19 protein-coding genes are annotated in these 22,068 nt (G+C 51.7%); 2 read left to right on the forward strand and 17 right to left on the reverse strand.

The annotated features are described in order from the left end of the window. Window positions 1–118 precede the first annotated feature (118 nt). Window positions 119–688 (reverse strand): TetR/AcrR family transcriptional regulator, encoded by a 570-nt coding sequence (locus FC99_RS09320; RefSeq protein ID WP_048734837.1) that lies wholly within the window; start codon window positions 686–688, stop codon window positions 119–121. A 154-nt stretch (window positions 689–842) separates the two neighbouring features. On the opposite strand from FC99_RS09320, the gene FC99_RS09325 reads away from it, so the two are divergent. Together FC99_RS09325 and FC99_RS09330 are read left to right on the forward strand one after the other, a co-directional pair. Continuing rightward, window positions 843–2,285 carry an MDR family MFS transporter gene (locus FC99_RS09325; protein WP_048734834.1) on the forward strand — a complete coding sequence of 481 codons (1,443 nt, stop codon included), beginning with the start codon at window positions 843–845 and terminating at the stop codon, window positions 2,283–2,285. Further along, window positions 2,282–3,031 carry a DUF4811 domain-containing protein gene (locus FC99_RS09330; RefSeq protein WP_048734833.1) on the forward strand — a complete coding sequence of 250 codons (750 nt, stop codon included), beginning with the start codon at window positions 2,282–2,284 and terminating at the stop codon, window positions 3,029–3,031. The genes FC99_RS09325 and FC99_RS09330 overlap by 4 nt, the downstream gene beginning before the upstream one ends. A 190-nt stretch (window positions 3,032–3,221) precedes the next feature. On the opposite strand, the gene FC99_RS09335 is transcribed toward FC99_RS09330, so the two are convergent. From FC99_RS09335 to FC99_RS09415, 16 genes are all read right to left on the reverse strand, one after another. Continuing rightward, a complete protein-coding gene (locus FC99_RS09335; RefSeq protein ID WP_048734830.1) occupies window positions 3,222–5,030 on the reverse strand; it encodes a SpaA isopeptide-forming pilin-related protein in 1,809 nt (602 codons plus the stop codon). Window positions 5,031–5,573: 543 nt separating this feature from the next. Beyond that, window positions 5,574–6,761 carry an MFS transporter gene (locus FC99_RS09340; RefSeq protein WP_048734828.1) on the reverse strand — a complete coding sequence of 396 codons (1,188 nt, stop codon included), beginning with the start codon at window positions 6,759–6,761 and terminating at the stop codon, window positions 5,574–5,576. 105 nt (window positions 6,762–6,866) lie between these two features. Beyond that, complete coding sequence (locus FC99_RS09345) at window positions 6,867–8,054, reverse strand: MFS transporter (RefSeq protein WP_048734825.1); 1,188 nt, start codon at window positions 8,052–8,054, stop codon at window positions 6,867–6,869. A gap of 454 nt (window positions 8,055–8,508) precedes the next feature. Next, window positions 8,509–9,156 (reverse strand): TetR/AcrR family transcriptional regulator, encoded by a 648-nt coding sequence (locus tag FC99_RS09350; protein ID WP_048736359.1) that lies wholly within the window; start codon window positions 9,154–9,156, stop codon window positions 8,509–8,511. A gap of 73 nt (window positions 9,157–9,229) precedes the next feature. After that, the gene (locus tag FC99_RS09355) at window positions 9,230–10,450 is read right to left on the reverse strand and encodes an ABC transporter permease (protein ID WP_048734822.1); all 1,221 of its coding nucleotides are present in this window, start codon (window positions 10,448–10,450) and stop codon (window positions 9,230–9,232) included. Then, window positions 10,447–11,172, reverse strand: a complete 726-nt coding sequence (locus tag FC99_RS09360) for an ABC transporter ATP-binding protein (RefSeq protein ID WP_048734820.1) — start codon at window positions 11,170–11,172, stop codon at window positions 10,447–10,449. The genes FC99_RS09355 and FC99_RS09360 overlap by 4 nt, the downstream gene beginning before the upstream one ends. 175 nt (window positions 11,173–11,347) lie before the next feature. Continuing rightward, window positions 11,348–12,175 (reverse strand): CAP domain-containing protein, encoded by an 828-nt coding sequence (locus FC99_RS09365; RefSeq protein WP_048734819.1) that lies wholly within the window; start codon window positions 12,173–12,175, stop codon window positions 11,348–11,350. 167 nt (window positions 12,176–12,342) lie between these two features. Beyond that, window positions 12,343–12,663, reverse strand: coding sequence for an arsenic metallochaperone ArsD family protein (locus FC99_RS09370; RefSeq protein ID WP_048734816.1), 321 nt, complete (start codon window positions 12,661–12,663; stop codon window positions 12,343–12,345). Between the two features lie 166 nt (window positions 12,664–12,829). Then, the gene (gene arsD / locus FC99_RS09375) at window positions 12,830–13,153 is read right to left on the reverse strand and encodes an arsenite efflux transporter metallochaperone ArsD (RefSeq protein WP_048734814.1); all 324 of its coding nucleotides are present in this window, start codon (window positions 13,151–13,153) and stop codon (window positions 12,830–12,832) included. After that, window positions 13,150–14,889, reverse strand: coding sequence for an arsenical pump-driving ATPase (gene arsA, locus FC99_RS09380; protein WP_048734813.1), 1,740 nt, complete (start codon window positions 14,887–14,889; stop codon window positions 13,150–13,152). The genes arsD and arsA overlap by 4 nt, the downstream gene beginning before the upstream one ends. A 1,125-nt stretch (window positions 14,890–16,014) precedes the next feature. After that, a complete protein-coding gene (locus tag FC99_RS09390) occupies window positions 16,015–16,575 on the reverse strand; it encodes a hypothetical protein (protein WP_048734811.1) in 561 nt (186 codons plus the stop codon). Window positions 16,576–16,770: 195 nt separating this feature from the next. Then, on the reverse strand, window positions 16,771–17,745 hold the full coding sequence (locus FC99_RS09395) for an ADP-ribosyltransferase (protein WP_048734808.1): 975 nt from the start codon (window positions 17,743–17,745) through the stop codon (window positions 16,771–16,773). Between the two features lie 289 nt (window positions 17,746–18,034). Next, the gene (locus FC99_RS09400; protein WP_048734806.1) at window positions 18,035–18,706 is read right to left on the reverse strand and encodes a type 1 glutamine amidotransferase; all 672 of its coding nucleotides are present in this window, start codon (window positions 18,704–18,706) and stop codon (window positions 18,035–18,037) included. A gap of 69 nt (window positions 18,707–18,775) precedes the next feature. Continuing rightward, a complete protein-coding gene (locus FC99_RS09405; protein ID WP_048734802.1) occupies window positions 18,776–20,329 on the reverse strand; it encodes a TIGR03766 family XrtG-associated glycosyltransferase in 1,554 nt (517 codons plus the stop codon). A gap of 16 nt (window positions 20,330–20,345) precedes the next feature. After that, window positions 20,346–20,717: a 6-carboxytetrahydropterin synthase gene (locus FC99_RS09410; protein ID WP_048734801.1), complete on the reverse strand. Its 372-nt coding sequence runs from the start codon at window positions 20,715–20,717 to the stop codon at window positions 20,346–20,348. 5 nt (window positions 20,718–20,722) lie between these two features. Continuing rightward, on the reverse strand, window positions 20,723–22,066 hold the full coding sequence (locus FC99_RS09415) for a TIGR03111 family XrtG-associated glycosyltransferase (protein ID WP_420843328.1): 1,344 nt from the start codon (window positions 22,064–22,066) through the stop codon (window positions 20,723–20,725). Between the last annotated feature and the right edge of the window lie 2 nt (window positions 22,067–22,068).

The following is a 22,068-nucleotide window of genomic DNA, read 5'->3' on the forward strand; positions in this document are numbered from 1 at the left end:
GCCACCAGGTTGCCCAGCTTTAGTCTTACCGTTGTTAGAACAGGCATGACTGGTATTTTAGAACTTTCAATCTTTAGTTATATTTCTAAAACGTACACTCAAACTACCTTTTCACGACCTAATCAATCGTCGAGAACTGGGCAATCGCCAACTGCATGGTTTGCTCGAAGCGTTCATCGACCTGCTGAGCTGGCGATTGGAGAAAGCCACCCATTTCCTGCATGATGAAGCCAAACAGCGCGGACCGATACAACGTCGACTCCACCAGCCCAGACGACTCGTCCTCCGCTAAATGGAGACTGGCAAACATCTGGTGATACAGCGTGACCAGCGCCAAATGGGTCTGCTGAAGCTGCTGCAAGTCGTTGGGGTTTAATAGCAGTGGCGCCAAGTGTTGTTGCTCGTGGCACCCCTGACGGAATTCACGAGCAAAGACCATCAAGGCCTCCTTGCCCGCTACCCCTAGCAAATGACGCATCAACCGCTGCTCAATCTCATGGACAAAGGCAACTCCCACCTGATCCAACAAGTCATTTAGACTGTCGACGTAGTTATAAATGGATTGTGGCCGCACATCCAGTGCATCGGCCAATGACCGAATCGTCAGCTTGTCAATCCCATTCGCCGCGATAAGCTGGTTTGCTTGTTCAATTACCTTTTCCCGTGTTAGCGTCCGTCGCTTAACCATACTGTTGCCCCTTCCAAAGCTCTTTTTGTCATTATACCCTGTTCAATTTTTAAAATAAACTGATTATAACAGTTTATTTTCTTCTTAAAACAGTCTATAATCATTTTTAAATTCAGCGGCGGTTCAACGCCGAGACAAAAGAGGGCAATTTCTAATGAAAGATACAAGCGGACGGCCGTTCAACCGGATCTGGTTGATGGTCACCCTAATGTGTGGGACGTTCTGTACGGCATTAACCACCAACATGCTGGTTACGGCTTACCCCACGTTAATGACGCGTTTCAATATTTCCAGTGCCACCGTTCAATGGCTAACCACTGGCTTCCTGCTGGTCATGGGGATCATGATTCCCATCAGTGCTTGGCTGATCAACAACTTCAGCCTGCGGACCATCTACCTGACCGCGCTCAGCTTCTTCCTGGCGGGGCTGGTCATCAGCTACACGGCCCCCAGTTTTGCCATGATCTTCTTAGGCCGCCTGGTCCAAGCCATCGGGGTCGGCATCACGTTTCCCACGATTCAGACCGTCCTGCTGGTGACCTTCCCGGCCGACAAACGGGGCTCGATGATGGGCCTCGGCGGGATCGTCATTGGGCTCGCTCCTGCGTTGGGCCCGACCGTTTCCGGCTGGATTCTCGACAACGCAACTTGGCGCGACCTATTTGGCGTCATGATTCCACCAGTCATTCTGGTCCTGATCCTGTCCTTGATCTTCGTCCGGCCAGTCATTCCCGTTAAAAAATCACCGATCGATACGCTGGCCATTATTCTCTCCACGATTGGCTTTGGTAGCCTGCTCTACGGCTTTTCCGAAGTCGGTGAGCATGGCTGGGGGTCTGTCAGCGTCATCAGCGGCATCGTCGTCGGTCTCATTTTCATTGGTCTCTTTGCCCGTCATGAATGGCCACAGGCTGACCCATTCCTTAACGTTCGGCTGTTGAAAATCCCCTCATTTACCATTGCCTCCTTCGTCACGGCGCTCTCGAACACCGCCATGATTGGGATTCAAGTCGTTCTGCCCATGTATCTCCAACAGGTCCGCGGCCTCAGTCCCTTTCACTCGGGGTTGATGATTCTGCCCGGTGCCTTGGTCTACGGCATTGTCAGCTTGATCAGTGGTAACCTGTACGACCGCATGGGTGGCCGCCGATTAGCTTTGATCGGCACCTTCTTGCTGACCCTTGGCACGCTGCCATTTGCCCTACTGACGCGGAACACGCCTTACAGCTACATCATTTGTGAGTACACGATTCTCATGATTGGGGTCGCCCTGGTCACCATGCCGATTACGGCCGCCAGCTCAATCGACCTCAAGGGGCTTCAATTGAGCCACGGAACGGCCGTCAACAGCACCATGCGACAGGTCACCACTTCCATGGGAACCGCGATTCTGGGGAGCGTACTGGCAAATGTGATGGCTAACCATATACCGGCGCATAGCCTGTTAACTAGTGCCCCACTAGCCTATCAGAGTCAGAGTTACGCGGCAGCCATGTCCGGCTTCCACGCGGCATTCTTAGTCGCTACGGCATTTGGCATCATTGACTTGGTCTTCGCAATCTTCATTAAAGATCACCGTCGGGAGGTGGCAGCATGATTCTCATCGCGTTATTTCTAGGTATCATCATCTTTGTTGGTGGCTTTCTGCTCATGCCCACCAAGGGTCAACGTCTCACGGTCGGTGGCCTAGGCCTAATTGTTTTGGTCGCCAGCGCCACGCTCATGATTGGCAACGATAATTGGCACTGGGGCATGCATCAGCACAGTGAAACGACCACCACTAATATCGCCTCCATTTCACCCAGTAAACAACTGAACGTACTAGTCTATCAACCGATTCGAAAATCCAATACAGAAAAGGTTTACGTCTACCGCAAGGCAACCAGCAAGCGCCGGCAGCATACCGCTGCTAGTCTAAAAACGACGAACTGTGTTCACTATCGTCGTGTGAGTCAAGCTAAAATGATCACGAAGACCACGACTTGGCGCTACAACAATTCGTTCTGGCGCTGGCTATTTTCCTGGACTGGAACGCACCACGAACTGATTGGCCACCAAAATACCTTTGTTTTGCCCCAATCCTGGGTCACGCTGAGTGCGCACCAAGCAAAGTGGCTCAGCACCGCCGTTAAGCAACGGGAAGTCGCCGCCAAGGCCACCATGACGCAAGCCGTCACGGCCGCAGTCAAACAGAAAGTCGCCGCCGATCCAAGCTTAACTGCTCAACAAGTCGCTCAGATCAAGAAACAAGCCGAAGCAATGGCCCAACAAGCGGCACAAAAGCAAGCCGCGACCGTTCTGAACCAACTGGTCAAGCAAGCCAAAGCGCAACCCGTCCACTAAGAAAAAATAGACCAAAAGGCGGTTAGCTGAACCGCATTAAGACTGATAACCACATGATTCTGGACCTTGAGTGTGTTTGATTATCAGTCTTATGCGGAGCTAGCCGCCTTTTTAGCGTATATTTAAATAAAAGTTTAGCAACGCAAAAGGACCGGCCATCTATTCATGGTCGGTCCTATCTGTGGGTAATTTAATTGTTACCGTGTTCCTTGATCCAACCTACCAGACCAGTTGCACTGGCGATCAGTAAGGCCAATCCCGCAAGAACCAACGTCCCCGTGTCATGCTGGTTTTCGCCAGTCTGTGGCAACGTTCCGTTTGGATATTGTGGTGCTTGACTCTGACCATTAGCGTTCCCAGTCCCAGTTGTGCTCCCGGCACCGTTCGTCGAACCTGTGGTCGTGCCGGTCTGTGAAGACCCAGTCGTGCTTCCAGTCGTCGTACCGCTTCCTGGCGTCGTAACCGGCGTGGTTGGCTTACTTGGCTTGTTCGGCGTCGTTGGCTTTACCGGTGGTTTAGGCGTCGTCGGAGTTGTAGTGCCAGGTTTTTCTGGCGTCGTTGGCGTCGTCGTTCCCGGCTGCGTTGGCGGCGTGGTCGTTCCTGGATTTCCAGGATTAGTTGGCTCCGTTGGCGGTGTCGTCGTCCCTGGATTCCCAGGGTTCTCTGGCCCCGTTACGGGTGGGGTCGTTGTTCCTGGATTTTCTGGGTTCTCCGGTTCCGTTACGGGTGGCGTGGTTGTCCCAGGATTTTCTGGATTCTCCGGGTTCTCTGGCTCCGTCACAGGTGGCGTGGTACCGCCTTCAGATTCCTTCGGCACATCCTTAGCCGTCACCGTCACGGCCGCCGTTTGGTTAGCCGTAATGGTAAATGGGATGGGGGTTGTGTCTAGCTCGTAACCCTCGGGGGCCGCCGTTTCGACGAACTGATAGTCGCCGGGCTCGAGGCCCGTTACCTCCAGCTTGCCATCCGCGTTCGTGGTGATGACGGTCTCCATGTCCGTCCCATCACTCATTTCGAGCTTGTACGTTGCTCCAGGCAGAACGGCATCGGTCTTTGCGTCGACCTTTTCCAGTACGACATCACCCGTACTTTCTGTGTCACCGCCGTTACCACCGCTACCGCTACCGTTACCACCCCAAGCAACCGACCCGTTAACGCTCACACCATTCATGGACGCACTATTCGTCCAGGTACCATTTGGTGTAGTTGGCGTCGTTTGATAGGTGATGTTCACGGCCGTCGAAATGTCCGCGAATGTAAAGACGATCTTGTTGCCGTTCGCATCCACTGCCGGTGTCACTGACCCACTGCTGATGAAGTTACCCTCGCTGGAATAACTTCCCGTGTTAGCCACGACTGATCCCGGTACATAGGTCTGGTTCGGGCCCAAGGTATCCGTAATCACCGTCTGACCAATTGCTTGACCAGTAGGGTTAAAGGCCACGTTCCAAGTAATCTTACTTGGTGTGCCATCCGGATTACGCTCCGAGATCCAACCAACCTTGTTTAACTTCCAATTCAAATCAACGTTGGTGTCTCCCGAGGTTCCTTTGGCATAAAATTGCAGCGTGCCTTCCCGATCTTTTTGATAGGAACTCATCTTATCGTTGAACGTAATGGTCCCCGTGGTCGCGCCCGCCTTAATGAAGAACGTCCCCACTTCGTTACCGGCATCGTCTAATAAGGGAACCGATAAATCATGGTTCGTGGCAACCCCATTAGGTAATTCAACGGGCACCGTATCCCCACTCTTAATTGGCACGCCGTCCGCAACGGACCAATAATACTTGACTTGATAACTGGTCCACTTAGTCAATACTGTCCCCGCAGGAATGGGATTCCCATTGATGTCGGTCAACGTGGCGTCACTCCCCGTCAACCCGGAAGCGGGAACATCTGCAGCCTCAGCCGTAATGCCACTAGATATCGCGCCCCCAGCTAGGAAGATGGCCAGGGTAAGAACCAATCCAAACACTAGCGCACAAATTCTCTTGCGCATCCTAATCTCCTCCCTCTATCAAAGCCAACGGCACGTGTCACGCCCACCGCTAACGTTAACAACCTGTTACCAAACTCAAAGGCAATCAAGCCTGCCTCCCAGCACGCCTGTGACTCTCAACCAATGATGCCAACAATAAACGCGTCCTCAATGAAGACGTGTTGTCGACTCGCTATACAGCGTTATCAATTGACCCAGCCATCACAGACATTGCTTTATCTTTAATATAGCGAAATCTCTAATAAACTGATAAGCTACTGCCTAAATCGGCTAGGTTAAAAAAAGGGGCCACCGCAACCACTGCTCACCATCGTCATTTGATTGACGCACCCGTCAAAATCCTATCCACTGGCGTTTAGGGACCACCATTTGACCATTAATTCTCTAAATGGGTAGGTCCGTTATGATTTGTCTGATTAGAGGACCTGGGAATACACACTTCAGAAATATAAGCTTAGAGGTGCAAAAGGGAGCCTGAGACAAAAGTCCCAGACTCCCTTGATGCTCCGTCAAAACGTGTGAGAAAAGACAATAAAGATTGCCTTAATCCGCTGCTAATTGCTTAGCCCGGTGATTCTTAATAACGCGATTCAAAATAACGGCCAGCACCAGCGAAATGGCGGCATAAACCGCGGCACCCCAGCTGATATGGGTCAAGCCAACCGTGCCCAGCATCCCCGAAGCCGTTGCCGACCCCAGTGAGATCCCGAAGTTAAAGAAGATTGAATTTAACGACGATGCCAACACCGCCGATTGTGGGTAGTCCTCTTCCGCAATGTTTAGGAAGTGAATCTGAATTGGCGAGTTTAAAATCGTCACGATCAACGTCAAAATTAAGATGACGGCTAACCCACTGATTTTACTCCCTAAAGCCAATGGCATCAGGGCTAACAGAATCACGTCGGCGATATAGAACCGCGGCATGATCCGTAACCCATCCCGTTCGGCCAGCATCCCGGATAACCGGTTACTGATAATGCTCATAATCCCAATGATAAATAACAGCCAGTTTAGACTGGTCGTGCTAAAGCCTAACGCGGTCGTCAACAGCGGCCGGATATAGGTGTAATAGGCGTACATGGTTGCTGCGGTAAACAGCACCAGGGCGATACCCACGTAAACCCGACGGTCCTTCAACAAGACCAACTGATTCTTAATGCTGCCTTGAACCTGTTCCACGTGGCGGGGCAACAGCCACCCCAGCAGAACACAGGTAATCGCGCTAACCCCTGAGATCAGGAAGAACGCATCATGCCAGCTATAAGCAGTACTGATAGCTGTCCCAATTGGCACACCAAAGACCGAGGCAATGCTGAATCCCGCGAAGATCCACGAGACCAGCCCCGCCCGCTTTTCCCGCGGAGCGATGGTACTAGCAAACGTCATAATCAGGGAAATAATGGCCCCAGCCACGACCGCCGTGATAATCCGGGATAACAGCAGGACGCCATAGTTCATGGCAAACCCACTCAACGTGTTCCCAATCAAGAAAACCACCATCAGTGTCATCAGCGTCTTGTAGCGGCTAAAGCGGTTGGTCAAAATAGTGATAAACGGTGTGCTGACCGCATACACCGTGGCAAATATCGTGACTAAATAGCCAACGGTTGCCTGGGCAATTTGGTACTCCTTTGCAATGTCGGAGAGGACCCCAACGACGATAAATTCATTGCAGCCCAACATAAAGGCCACTAGCACAAACACAATGGCTTGCCAACGATACTTGTTCACGGTTTCTGTTCCTCCAGCTTCTCTATAGTCTTCTATTTACCAGAGTACACTATCTCGGCGTAAATTATCAGGGGGAAGACTCATGTAATCGTCTCCAAAGTAAAATTAATTTTCGAGAGCGTTTTCTTCACGATGCGCAGCAATTGCTCGGTTCAATAGGATCGTCAAAACCAGTGCAATCACGGCAAAGACCAGACTCCCCCAGCTGAGATGTCCGAGGCCAAAATGGGTCAGTGATCCCGCTGCCGTTGCCGATCCCAGTGAAATTCCCACGTTATAGAAAATGGCGTTCAGTGACGACGCAAAAGCCGTTGCTTGTGGGTAATCGGCCTCGGCCACATCCAAAAAGTGAATCTGAATCGGCGAATTGATAATGGGAATAATCAACATTAACACCAGCAAGACCGTGTAACCGGGCCACGTTGCAGTCAACGCAAATGGCATGACTAAAAACAGCCCAATCTGCGCCAAGTAATACCAAGGGAGTGTGTGCACCCCGCTTCTTTCGGCAATCGTGCCGGACAGGCGATTACCGATAATGTCCATGATCCCTAACAACGACAGCATTACCGTCATCATTTTTAAGTCAAATCCCAGTTGCGTCGTCAATAGTGGCCGAATGTATGTGTAGTAAGCGTACAACGTGGCCGCCGAGAAGGAAACCAGTACCGCCCCTAAATAAACCCGACGATCCGTCAGTAAGACCAGCTGATCTTTGATTCCCCCGGAGACGTGCTGCACATTTTTCGGCAGTAACCAGCCTAGAATCAAGCACGTGACCAGACTCAATCCAGAAATCAAATGGAAGCTCACGTGCCAGCTAGTTGCCGCACTGATGGCCGCCCCCACGGGAACGCCCACCACGGAGGCCACGCTAAAGCCAGCCGCGATCCACGAAATCAGCAGTGCTCGCTTTTTGTGCGGCTCAATGTCATTGGCAAAGACAATGATCATGGCTTCAATCGATCCCGCCACGGCCGCCGTCATCAGTCGCGAAATCAAAAACGTCCAGTAGTTGCTCGCAAACCCACTCCAGGTGTTGCCGATAAGAAAGATCACCATCAGCGTCATCAACAATGGATACCGGCCAAAGCGGTTCGTCAACACCGTGATCACTGGAGTACTAATGGCATAAACAATGGCGAACACGGTCACAAGGTAGCCGGCCGCAGCGACCGTGACGTTCAGTGAACGGGCAATGTCCGAAATGACCCCTACCACCATAAATTCATTACACCCCAACATAAAAGCGACAAGCACCAACGAAATGGCTTGCCAACGATATTTTCTCACGGTCGATGACCTCCTTGAAAGCGATTTTTAGATTCTAATTAATAGCATACACCACCGCCATTTATCCTGGCAAAGGTAAATCAGAAAACCCATCCCCACAACTTAGTAATTGCTAAACGCATTTCACTAATATTTACTGCGGCACTACTTGATTTTTCCACATTCATCGGAAATGTTGAGTATCCACGTTTTCCAAGTACTATTGCGGCAACCCACAACCAGAACCAGCGTGCGGCCAATTTATACTAGTTTAGCAACGCTCCAGCCCATATCTGCCGGCCGGTAAGGCGAAGGGCCTACCAGGTTGCCTAGTTTTAGTCTCACTGTTGTTGCTAGAGCAGACATGATTGGCATTTTGAAACTTTCAACCTTTAGTTATTCACAAAAAAATAGCTATCCAGACCAGTCGCCACACTCACTGACCTTTCCAAGCATACCTATTCTTGATTCTATGCTACTTGCTGATTGTCCGCACGACTTGAGCCGTAATGAGCCGCAAGTCTTCCTGCTCACCCTTGACAATACTTGGCGCGAAGTTCGACTGAATCACGTACATAATCAACTGTCCCGCCAGAATTCGCATGAGCCCGGCGACGTCAATATCGTCGCGTAATTGTCCCGTTCGCCGGAAACCATTAATGAGCTCACTGGGAAAATTAAAATCGCTAGTTATCACTAATTTAGCAAACATTTGGCGCATCTCTTCATTGGTCATCATTTCCATGGCCAAAATCTTAACGGCTTGCTCGTTACCCTTGATGAAGTGGTAACGGTCGGTCACGATGAATTCTACCATCTCTGGTAAAGTTTTCTGCTCACTGATGCCGTGAAAGAAGTCGTCCCGGTAACTGGGGAAGAAGTGTTCCATCACCGGCTTCACGATGGCTAACATGAGGTCTTGCTTCGTGTGAAAATACTTAAAGATCGTTGCCTGACTGATGCCCGCCCTTTCTGCCACTTGGACGGTCGAGGTGCCATCAAAGCCAGTCTCGGAGAAGAGTTCCATGGCGGCCACCAACGATGCCTTCTTCCCCTTTGGCATCTTTTCGTGCTCTAGCCAGTCCCGGTAATTATTGAAAATATTTGGCTCCACACCAGTCATCCTTTCAGTTTCACTCATTTCAAACGTATAACCATTATACACGGACTCACGAACCATCTGACTTAATTCCAACTTAAACTTTTCGGTAACGCTTCAACCCCACAACGTTGAGGAAGGTCAGGACGACTAGGAATGCTAGGAGGACCAAGAGATTGCCACCCTCATCAAAAATCGACGTCCCGCGCATGATGATATCGTTAACGGCATCCCCGGAGTATTTTAGCGGCACAATGTAGGAAATGTCTCTGACCCAATCGGCCATCGAATCCAGCGGAATGATCCCGGAGAAGAAGATTTGCGGAATCACGACCAGCGTAATGAACTGCATCATTTGGAACTCGGAGTTGGCAAACGTTGAAAGTAAGATGCCAAAGGCCAAGGCCACCAAGGCTAAAACTAGGTTGACGACCACCACGCTCGCCATGTTACCAACCACTTCGATGCCCAGTAGCCAAACGGTGACCAGGACGATCACAATCGTTTGAATCACAGCCAAAATGCCGTAGCTCAACATGTACCCAAAGACGATGGCGGACCGTTTAACTGGCGTTGCCAACAGGCGATTCAAGGTTCCCGTCGTCCGTTCCTTTAACAACGCCATCCCAGAGATCAGGAAGACGAAGAAGAAAACGAAGAAGCCCATCAGAATCGGGAGCATCTTGGCAAAGTAGCCGGTATCCTTGTCGCCATAGACATAATGATTCGTAATCTTTGGCGTGGCCTGACTGGTACTCTTGGTACTGTTGTTCGTCGACGTCGATTTGGTTGCCACTGCCTGCTTAGCGGCGGCAGTTGCGGCAGTCGACTTGGTCATGGTATTAGCGGCGGCCTGTTGCTTCTGCATCGCTTGTAATTGCACCCGCAACTTGACCATGCCGGTCGTACTCTTCTTCAGCGCCGCCTTCAATTGACTGATACTCGTCGCGGTCAATCCGTTCTTGAAGGCCATTTTAACGGCAGCGGTCTTGGTGGAATCGGTATTGGCGTAAGTTAGGCTGTAGTTGTTGCCATTTTTCTTAATGATGGCGTCAATTTTTTCGTTGCTCAACGCCTTCTTCGCTGCTCGTTTGGTGCCATAAGTCTTGACGTTAACGTGCTTGAGGCTGCCCATTTCCTTATTCAGTTTCTGGGTAACGGCGACCGTCCCCACATTGACGTCGGTCGTCGAGTTGGTGTTAAAGATCACACTCATCAGTAACATCACTAGAATCGGCGCGACAAACATCAGGGCTAATGTCCGCTTATCTCTGAAGAGTTCCTTTAGAACCCGATTCATAATCGCAATTGTTCTCATGATTCAACCCCCTCCGCCTTTAAGAACACATCTTCAACCGTTCCAACTTGGTATTGCGTCTCCAGGGAAGCCGGCTTATCGAACGCCATGACCTTACCGCCCAGCAGCAGCGCCACCCGGTCACACAGTTCGGCTTCGTCCATCACGTGCGTCGTGATCAAAATGCTACGACCTTCATCCCGAATTCTGCCTAATTCTTTCCAGATCTGCCGCCGCAACGCCGGGTCGATCCCCACGGTCGGTTCATCCAAGATGAGTAGCTCCGGTCCTCCGAGTAAGGCGATGGCTAGTGACAACCGACGCTTCATCCCACCAGAGTAGCCGGCGACCCGCTTGTCCAAATCTCCCGTCAAATCAACGACCTTGGCCGCGTGTTCAACCTCTTTGGCCATATCTTGCTTGGCGATTCCCTTCATTACACCGTAAAATTTTAAGTTTTCACGGCCGGACAAAGCGTCGTACAATGCATCCGTCTGGGCCATGTAACCGATGCGACCTAGCAACTCCCGATTGGGCATGACAGTATCAAAAACCTTGGCGGAACCGCCACTGGCGACCTCCATCCCCAGCGTCACTTTGATGACCGTCGACTTGCCAGCCCCGGACGGCCCGATCAGCCCAATGATTTCACCCTGGTTTAAGGTCATGTTGATATCTTTCAAAACGGTCTCATCACCGAATTCCTTGGCGAGATGGTCGAGTTCAATTACTGTATTTGCCATAATGATACCTCCCAAAACATTTTCATCTTTAGTGAGTGAGTACTTACTTACCTAATAAAGTGAGTATAGACTCACATCCCTTACTTGTCAATCATGCCGACTATTTTTTGAAAAGGCCGGCTAAACGAAAAGAAGGCCACGACCACTGGCCGCAACCCTCTTGCTATATCGTGATTTAGTTAGTCTGGTCAATCGCGTTGTAGACCGCATTCGTCTGCGCTTGCACGTACCACCCGATTCCAATCTGAGTTGTTTCCGGACTGATCAAGTTCATTCGGTGACCCCAATTAGAATCCGCATCGTGATACAAGTAGCCATCAGCCGCATCCTTCCCAAAGTTGAAGCTTAAGGCGTTGCCCTCGGACATGTAGAGACACTCCGACCAGGTCGTCCAACTACCGACACCAAACTGATCTGCTTCCTTTTCAAACATGGCGTTCCCCTGCGCATCAACGTGTGAGAGCGTGTTGATATCGGCATTGTCCTTTGCTCGCTGATTGGCGAGATTGGTCAGTTTATCGTTCATGGTCAATGGGGCCACGCCCAACTTCGTCCGTTCCTGATTAACGATGGCCAAGAAGTTCTGAGACATCTTAGTCGCGTCAAAAGTCGTCTTGGCTGTGGGTTGAGTGACTGCCGTAGTTGTCTTCTTAGTCGCCTTTCCCGCCTTTAAGTAGCCGTGCCAGATCCACCCCTTAGCCTTGCCCTTACCTATGTAGTAGTAAATAGCCCGCTTATGGTTCGCCTTACGAATCGTCGCGTGCTTGGTGACGTAGAGTGTCGTCCGCGGATAGTTCTTAGCGTTATGGGCCACCTTGGTCAGGGTCGTGTTGCGGTAGATCTTCCCCTTAGTCGCATGGTAGGCCTTGGTTGACACCTTGGTCGTTTTAAGCACGATAGCCTTCTTCGTCTGATGCGCCGCTGCTGGGGTCACACCAAGTGTCAGGCCACCGACTGCCAGTGCGAAGACCAATAGCAGCTTTAATTGCCGTAATAGTTTCATTAGTTGCTTACCTCCTCTTAATAGCTTTAAGTATAAGAGTACGGCCATAATAGCACAACCTGTTAACCACCATTTCCTATTAATCATTTTATAGAAAATGGCACCACCCTCTAATGGCGTCAACAAAAAAGGCCATAACCAAAGTCATAGCCTCCGTTTATTATCAGTTATAACGTCATCGAAACCCCATCGCAATAACGGGTCAATTCCGGTGTCGTCGGGTACTGGCCCTGCTTGACGATCTCGTTGTCGACCATGGTGATTGGCAACGCCGCCCCACCTTTAGCCGCAATCAAGTCCGCCACGCGCTGATCACAGATGAATCGACTACCATCCTGCATCAAGTTATAGCGCACCAATTGCACATCTTGCCGTTGATTCAGCGTGCGCGTTGCCAGCGAGATCCGGGCGAGATCAGCCACCAACCCACTCTCCGTTTTGGCCACTGCATAACCAGATGTGCCCTCGTAAATCTTAATCTGCGTCATCTTGCTCCTCCTCAACTCCGGACCGATTCACAACCGATCACGGGCCTTCAAACTGGCCACCGGTTCATTGAATCACGGGCCACGTCTATTTGAATGATAGCGCTTTCAATGAAGATTCGCAACCAAGGTCTTTTGTAACCTTTTTCACACTATTTTTCACGCTGCCCTACACACTAGCCCGCAGATCAAAGCCACTGTAGGCTTCCATCTCGGCCGTTGTCGGGTAGGCTCCCTGCTTGACCACCACGTTGTCCACGATGGTCACCGGCAATACCGAGATTCCTTGGGCCGCAATCAAATCTGCCACCCGCTGTTCCCGGACAAAAGCGTTGGGATTCTGTGCTAAATTTCGACGAAGAACCCGCACGTCAGCACTTTGATTGATGACCTTGGCCTGAGCCGTTAACCGAATCAATTCGGGATTGACGCTCGGTCCGCAAACCCCGGTCGGACAGCACAGAGCCGCTTCATAAATATTGATTTTTTTCATGACCGTTCCTCCTTACGTTCCGGACACAATCGCTGTGTCTCAAAATTCGTTTGCCAGCCATTGACCACAAAATGATTGGCCGATGCCGTTGCTATCTGTGAGATCCACGGAGACTCATTTTGAGCCCGAACGGCTAAGAATGGACTCAGCTGTTTCGTCGTTCCCAGCAGACTCTGGTTGACGACCCACCAGGTATGCGCAATCTGGGCCCGGTCCAAGTCCTGTTGCAGGCGTAACGTCTCGTACACTGGCGTTGCCTCGGGGAGCGTGACCATGACCGTCTCCGTCTGGCTGGCATCTTGGAGTCGTGGTAACAATCGCGTCACGGCTGGCGGGACGGTTCCCGTCGTGCGTTTGACCTCGGCAGCATAACTCTCTGTTGACGACAGCAAGAGGAGCGTGTGGCCCGTCGGCGCCGTGTCGATGACCAGCACATCGCTGTCATCTTCGTCTACGATCTTCGCAAACGCCTCAAACGTCGCGATTTCCTGCGTACATGGCGATTGCAAGTCTTCTATCACGTAGTCCACGTCGGCACTCGCCATCTCCTGTCTGGCCTGCGCCAACACCGTGTTCTGGTACTCGCGTAACACCTGGTGTTCGTCGATATGACTGACCCGAATCGCTGGGTCTAATTTAAACCAGTCCAAATGGTCCGCCGGATCCGTCGTGGTCAGCCGCACACGTTTGCCCAACTTGGCGAGTCCTTGAGCCAGCTGAACGGCGATGGTCGTCTTGCCCACGCCACCCTTACCCATGGTGAAAATGATGCGGTGATGCTGGAGTGCGCTCACCACCGTTTCCAAGCCCGGATACGGTGGCGCTGTTGCCTGTTGTGGGGCCACTGCCGGCTGCTGATCAGCCAAAAGTTGTCGCAACTGCGTGACGTTAGTGACATTGTACGCTCGCAACGGCACTCGCCAAGCAATTGCCGGTAGATTGACCGGCAACACAGCCAAGTCCGCCTGCTGTTGCTGGTAAAGTTCAGGCGCGGCCTGACGCTGGTCGGCCGGTAACACACCGTTGATCACTAACTGATAGTTGTCGATACCCAACTTCTTCAGTTCGCCAGCCGTGCGACTCGCCTCCTGCAACGTCGCCTGTTGCGGCCGCGCAACCAGGATCAGTGACGTCTGGCTGGCATCCGCCAAGACCCGGGCGGCCTGCTGGTAGCGCTCACGTTCGTCGCCTAACCCGGCCAGTTGTCCCAGACAACTCGTGCCTAATTTGTTCGTATCCAAATAGTGACTCCACGCCGCCGGCAACTGCAATAACCGCAACGTATGCCCGGTCGGTGCCGTATCAAAGAAAATGTAGTCGTAGCGCCGGTTGACCTCTGCATCGGTCAGTAAATTGGCAAACTCGTTAAACGCCGCCACCTCAACGGTACACGACCCAGAGAGTTGCTCGGCCATGTTGGTCAACGCGGCTTCCGGCAAGAGTTGCCGGTATGGCCCGATCACCCGCTCCCGATAATCCGCAGCGGCCGTGTTCGGGTCAAAATTGGCCACATCCAACCGAGGGACGGCTGCGATTGGCCGCAACTGATTGGTCAAGTCATCAGGGAAAAGGTCCTGCAGGTTACTGGCTGGGTCCGTGCTGATCAAAGCCACGCGATAACCCTGGTCGGCCAATTGCACCGCCGAACTCGCCGCAATCGTGGTCTTGCCGACGCCACCTTTACCGGTAAAGAAGAGGTACTTGGTCAAGCTTAGGTGTTCCCGTACATTTACCATGCCATTCACCCTTTCGACGTGCCGTATATCTACATTTATATGGTAACGTTTTCACAAATAAACGGCAAGCTAAGCCCCTCTGAAAAAAATAGGAGCCATGGCAATTGCCGTGGCTCCTATAACTCATTATTTTTAGTTATTAACTAAAGGTTGAAAGATAAAATACCTGTCTCGCCCCAGTATTGGCAAGGATTCGCACCGTTAAGATAGTGTGAAATTGCCGCACTCCGGCTGACAGGGATTCCGCCTGCTGTGGGGACGCTTCAGACTGGAAAATCACCAGTCTTCTCGCTCGCTTTGAAGCCACGAAGACCGCGTGTCTCCAGAGTCGCCCGTGCTGTAAGCTGGCTGATGAAGCGCCGGCTAACACCACCTCCACGGCTGGCTACATCCCTGTCCTCCTCCGGCTCTGACTGTGCTTTATCACGGCAACAGTCGAAAACCTTGAGACTAGTGATTTCGGCCAATCGATAGTGACTGCTACAGTCATTATCTCCGTCGTCTACGCACACTGTGTAAGCCGAGAGGTCGGCAGATATGGGCTCAGGCGCGTCGTTCTGCTTGGTCGGCGTTTCTTGCCGGCTTAGCAGAAAACCAACCTTGTAGACTCGGTTCTTTCGAGGCTTCAAGTTGTGTTCGCACCGCTCCAGCCCATATCTGCCGGCCGGTAAGGCGAAGGGCCCACCAGGTTGCCTAGTTTTAGTCTCACTGTTGTTGCTAGAGCAGGCATGGCTGGTATTTTGGAACTTTCAACCTTTAGTTATTAACGAAAGATGAATTGTCTGCTTCAGCCTAAGAGTAGCACGCATCGATACCACTAAATTTAGTGTAAATTTGCTACACTACGACTCTGATTGTCCTTTACCACGACAACGGCCGGAAAACGTGGAGATTTAGCGCTTTCGGTCCAATCGATAGCGGCTACTACAATCATTATCTCCGCCGGCTTAGCAGAAGACCAACCTTGTAGACTCGCGCTTTTCGAGGCTTCAAGTTGCGGCCGCTCCGTTCCAGCCCATATCTGGCGGCCGGTAAGGCGAAGGATAGACTAGGTTGCCCAGTTTTTACGGTAATATCATTGTTATACCAGGCTTAACCCGCATTTAGATACTTTCAACCTTCAGTTTAGTTAATCGCTTCAATCTTGCCAACCGCAATCGGTAAGGTCGTGTGGGCATCATAGCTTCCGACCGCGCCGGCCACCGTGGCGGGCAAGCCGAGACTAGCTGGAACGCCGTGGATGTAGACGACCCGCTTATCAAGGTCGAGGTCATCGGTACCAAAGACGGCTTTAAACTTCGCCCGTAATTCATCCAAGGGAACGTGTTGCTGATAGGCAAAGTGCCCATTCGCATCTGACGTTGGGTAGGCATCGTGAGGAATATTCATTTCATGAGGCGCATTGTCAAATGGCACCATGGTCGTGCCGGACACGGCTTCCGTCTCCGGGAGGTCAACGAAGCCATCCCCGTTCACGTCCTGTGCGCTAGTCGCAACCGCTGCATCCCGACCATCGGGGAAGCCGTGAAAATGTTCCCAGTGACTGGTATTTGCGGGCGTCTCAAACATCTCAATCTTAATATCGAGCACATCGCCCTCAATTGTAAACTCCGCGGTCCCATGGGCGCTAGTCCCAATCTTATCTGCATTTAGTGGATTGATCTTTGCCAAAAATTTCGTTGCCATTGAAATCATCCTTTCCAAAACAGTCACAAGTAGGGGAAAATAGCTCTTCCCCAAAAGTAGTGTACCACGTTTAATTGTGTATGACTTAGTTGACGATTTGAAAGATACCGTCATTTTCAAACTCACTGTTCCACGCCCCAACTAAAAAGGACGCTCTGTCAGCACCCTTACTGGCACCAGAACGTCCTGATCTGCTTACTGCATTAAATTCAAAGTCACTAATTGATACGTGTAGTTCTCATGTTCGGTATGGTTGGTGGCGTGCTTCTTAGTCTTGACGTACAGGTGCGTCGTGGTCCGAGCCTTGACCGTCTGAATCTTGGTCACCACCAGTTTTACCCCGGGATTCAACAGATATTCCTTCTCCCCCTTATTCGCGGAGATGGGATCGATGTAGGCCCCATGATAACCAACTGGCAAATTGATCTTCAAAATGACCTTGCTGGCGAAACTCTTGGCGATCGTCGTGTTCAAACTGGTTGAGGAGAACGCGGCGTCCTGGTACACGACCCCTGGCTTCACGGCCACCTTGCCTACCGACAGCTTCAACCCCATCTTCGAGGTTCCCCGGTAAACGGTCAGCGGTTTCGTCAATTTGAAAGACTTCAAGCTGGTCTGCAGTGACCGAACGCGCCGCTGGGTCTGCTTACTAGCCGGCTTATTCGGATCCCGCAAGGCGGCGTTCATTTGCTCATAGGCGTCGCCAGTATAGTCGCCGACGACCTTGACCTGCTTCGCACTTAATTTACCGGCCCAGGCCTTGGACTGCTTGACCAACCGCTGGTAATCGGTCTTGGTTAGCTTAATGGCCCGGTTACTGTAGGTGATCTGCGCTGGTTCGTTAATCAATAATTGCTGGTCACTCCCGGCGACCCTGACGACATCGCCCCCCGCTTGCTTCCGGAGAACGGTCAACGCCGTATTCTTCGGAATGACGACCGTCTCCGCACTCTGCGTGTCGGGATCGGTCATGACCAAGGCCTTAACGTCTTGATTGGTCACCAACTGTTGCGTGCCCCGTGACGTGGACGAATTGGTCTGACTGGTAATCATAACCAAAGTCGGCTTGTTACTCTTCTTGGCACTCGCCGTGGTGGTCGTTGCGGCTACTCCACCGAACACTGCTAACCCCAAGGTTGCCACCACAAAAAAGCCTCTGTGTTGCCCCATAAAAAACTCCTCCTCTGAAGTAACGGGACCGCCGAAATTCCCCGACGACGGCCAACCATTTAACTTCGAAAATGATTATACCATAATAGTATGATACTTGAACCGTTAATCCTAAAAACCGATTAATTACACCTATTTACGTCTAGGTCCAGTATGGTCATGAGTCCCCATATCGCTCAATCTCGTTGCTCGGTTCCGACTACCACCGATACAATCCAACGCACCTAACTAGACTTGTATGACCTGCTGGCGCCGACCAAACTAAAAAGCACGAGTCCACGACCCATGCTTAGTTCGGTTCAGTAATGAAGTTTAAAAGTTGATAAAGGACCAGCTGATTCTCCGTTGGTACCGCCTTGGCAAGAACCTCCGCGGCCGTTTGACCCAGTACGGACCCGACAAGATAGTCCCCATCGTTCACGACCATTTCCCGGACGTTGTCGGCCAGGGGTTCCAGATGGAACTGGAGGCCAAGGACGTTGCCGTTGTACAGGTAACCCTGATTACGAACATGGGCGCTGGAAAAGAGCAGCCGGGCACCGGTCGGAATTTCAAACATGTCCTCATGCCAGTGCAGGACTTCCAGTTGGGCTGGCAATCCCGGAATCACATCACTCTGACGGGTCACGGGGGCCCAGCCAACTTCCTTGGCGGGGGCCTTCCCCACCGGATAGCCTAACTGTTTACTGATCTGTTGGGCGCCAAAACACACACCGAAAATCGGCGTATGCGTCGCCAGTAGCTGCTTGATTAAGTCCCGTTCCGCAGCGATCCACGGTAAGGCATCGTTCGGACTGATTGGCCCACCTAAGATGACCAGCAGGTCCGTCTCAGCCGCAGTGGGCAACTTACCAAATTGTGCCGGGTGATAGACAAACATCGTGTGGTGGTTGGCGTGGACCCAGTCGCGAATGGCGCCGGGACCTTCATCGGGCGTGTGCTGTAAGACATTGACTCGCATGGGCAATCGAACCTCCTTGACTGTTTGTTCCCATTATACGCCGTGCAATCAGCATCGCTCCCCATTTTCTCACATCGACAAGTTGACCCAACTAAATAGCCGGCGAAGAACGTTCAACGACCGCTCATACGACAGCGTCGCCAGTAGCAGGAACGCCGGTAAGTATTGAATCAGATACCGACTCCGCCCACCTTCAAACAGTAATAGGAAGAGAAAACCGCCGATCATGGTCAACCGGAGTACCTGTGTCACCTGGCGCCGGTCGCTCCACGCAAAGAGGATCATCAGCAACCAGACGATCCACCATGCCTGCGCGACGTAGCGGAAGTCGCCGAGATTCGTGCCATACAGGTAGACAAAGTTCCGCAGCATACGGCCAAAGCCACTGCCCTTAGGCTTCGTCCCGTCTAAGATAAAATGTCCTTCCTTGATCCAGGCAAACGACCCGTCCGCTGTATTATTGCGCTGCTTCTCAACCAAAAAGACCAGGTAACCCCAGAACCCACGTTGCTTCAGGCGTTTCAGGTACATCTTGATCGACCAATCCGCCCGCGCCTTTTTCGTCGGCAACTGAGCCATCTTGAGGGCGTCCTTGGCATTGTAGCCCCCTTGACCAGAGATCCCCATGCTCATGAAATGGACCGCGGGAATCGACCGGGCCGTGTTGATCTTAATATAAGTTTGCGTATCGAGCACGCGATTGCCCGCCACATAAGCGCTCAAGCCACTACTGCCGCTCAGCAGTAGGATGGCGACAACCACCGCCAACCGTTTACCACGTAACCGCTGCCAGGTCGATCGTTTCAACAGGGTCAGGCCCTCGACCAACGCAATGGCGATGACCCCCACAATGGCGGAGGGTTTCATGAAGTAGGCACCAGCTACGGCTAGGCCAAAGCCAACCGCCGCCACTAGTTTCCACAACCAGTGCACATGCCCATACCGCATGACGCAATAACAGAACACGTACGCTGACACGAATGGCAACACCCACGCATCGGTATAGGGCACGATAATCATGGGAAATAGCGCCAACCACCCAGCGTGAATGTACATGGCCGCGGGCACTTTTCGCCGACTGAGAACCGCTACACAGAGGATGTTCAGCAGCGCCGATAAGTCCGTTAAAATCAGCGTGACCCAGTCAAAGAACAGCCAAGAAGTCGTGTGAAAGACCCCCGCTAACCAGTGCTGCATCAAGAGGATCGGCAAGTTGTTTGCGTTTTGGCTGAAGTACGACATCGTGTTCAAATTTTTCGGGTCGATCAGAGCCTCGTGAATGGCATCCACATCGAACCCGATGACCGGATGGACGTAGAGGATGAACACAATTTGCCACAGGACCGTGACAGCTAAGAGGACACTGGCCGTCACGACTTGATGTTGAACGAAGAGCCATTTAAATCCCTGGGAGATCCGCGGATAACTAAACCCACAGATGATGACTGCTAGCGCCACTAAGATAAAGAACGCCGTCACGATGGTCGTCCCACTCCCGGTCTTCGCGTTATCTCCCAGAATAATATTGGGCGATGTGATGGCGAAATAGGTCGTCAACAAGAAGAAAAAGTAGAACAGGTCATGGATCAGTCGCTGGCCAAAGTTGAATAGTTTTTCCGTCATAGGAGCCCCTCACATCTTAATCGTCCGTATGCTGAATGCAGTAGAAGCGGGTCGGCGATTCCCCCACTTCCAGCCGCATTAATTTTGCCTGACTCTTCGCGAGGACCGCCGTCAGTTCTTTATAGAAGTACCGCGTAATGTTTTCCAATGAAGGATTGATCTTATCGAACGGTGGAATCTCATTCAAAAATTGACCGGAGTACCGTGCGGAGACCCCCTTTAAATCGTCCTCAATATCGTTGAACCGGACCAGATGTTCCGTGTCCAACTGAATCTCTGTGATGACTTCCCAGGTATGATTGTGCTTCTGACCAGTTCCCGATTCCCAACGCATGGCGTGACTGGCATTGATATAAGATTTGATTTTATACGTATGAACTTCGCCCATCAGACTCACTCCTTCTTCTTTTCCCGCAAGCTGCGGACATCCCCCCGCACAATTTTGACGGCCGATCGTACTTCAGCGGTAAAGGTTGACGTGTTCCAGACCCCCGGTAGCGACATGGAATTGATGACGCCAATCAGGCGAATCCAGGAGACGACAAAGTTATACAGTGGCAACGACCAGATGACCCAGCTCACCCGCTTATAAAATTTTAGTTCTAGTGGAAACGGTCGCAATAACCGCCCCACACTGATAAAGTTGATTGCCGACACAAACACGTATAGCAAGTAGATCACCACGTACGAGAAGCTCAGTACCACCGGTGAATAACGGAAGAACAGCAAGACAATGCTGGCAAACATCCAGATCATCTTGGGGAAGACGAAGGTGTGATCGATCATCATCCGCCGCACCAGGAAGTTTTGGAAGAACTTGCCGAGCTGCGCGTTGTGGTGCATGTACTCCTGTGACACCTCCAGCTCCCCGCGCATCCAGCGTTGCCGCTGCTTGTACAACTGTTCGACACTGGCGAGCGGTTCAATGTAAAAAATGGCGTCGGCACACAACATGACCTTGCGTTTCAACCGTTGCCGCACCTGAAAGGTCATGTCGGTGTCCTCACCGACCGTGCTGGTATTGTACATGAAGGTGTCGAGTAACGTGTCCTTACGAAAGGCAGAGAACGCTCCGGACATGGTAAACAGCTGATTATTGTCGGATTCGATGGTCCGACCAGACAGGAAGGCCTGCGCGTATTCGAAGTATTCCGTCTTCTGCAGGAACCGTAGCCAGCGACTTTTGGTCGTCTTGATCAGGTCTTTTTGCGTCAAAATCGTTCCGGTCAGCGCCGCCAGTTCGAGATCGTTCTCGAAGTGCAGCACCATATTCATCAGCGCATGCTTTTCGAGGACGCCATCACTATCGATATTGATAATGTAGGTCCCAATGCACTGATAAATGGCACCGTTCAGTGCTTTGGCCTTTCCCTGATCGGTCCGAATCAACTGCATGTTCAAGTTGAACCGGTTCTGTGCCTTGGCGTAAGCACTGAAGCTGTCATCGGTACTCTGATTGTCGGCCAGGACGATCTGCATATTGCTGTTGGGAAACGTGGAGTCGTTGATCGACTGCAGACAGGCAAACAGGGTGTCCTCCGAATTGTAGACGGGGACAATAATCGAGATAAAGGGAAGTTTGGCCGGGGCCGGTAGCCGTTTGAGATGACCACTACGAATGATCAAACGCACCGCCGAAATCAGCGACGGCACAATTTCGACCACGATGGGAATCATGGCCCAGGTAATCCAAAAGCCCATTTGCGTTAACGTTAAATTCAGTAAGTAATCTAACAAGA

This window comes from Levilactobacillus koreensis JCM 16448, from assembly GCF_001435525.1.
In the GTDB taxonomy this organism is placed as follows: Bacteria; Bacillota; Bacilli; order Lactobacillales; family Lactobacillaceae; genus Levilactobacillus; species Levilactobacillus koreensis.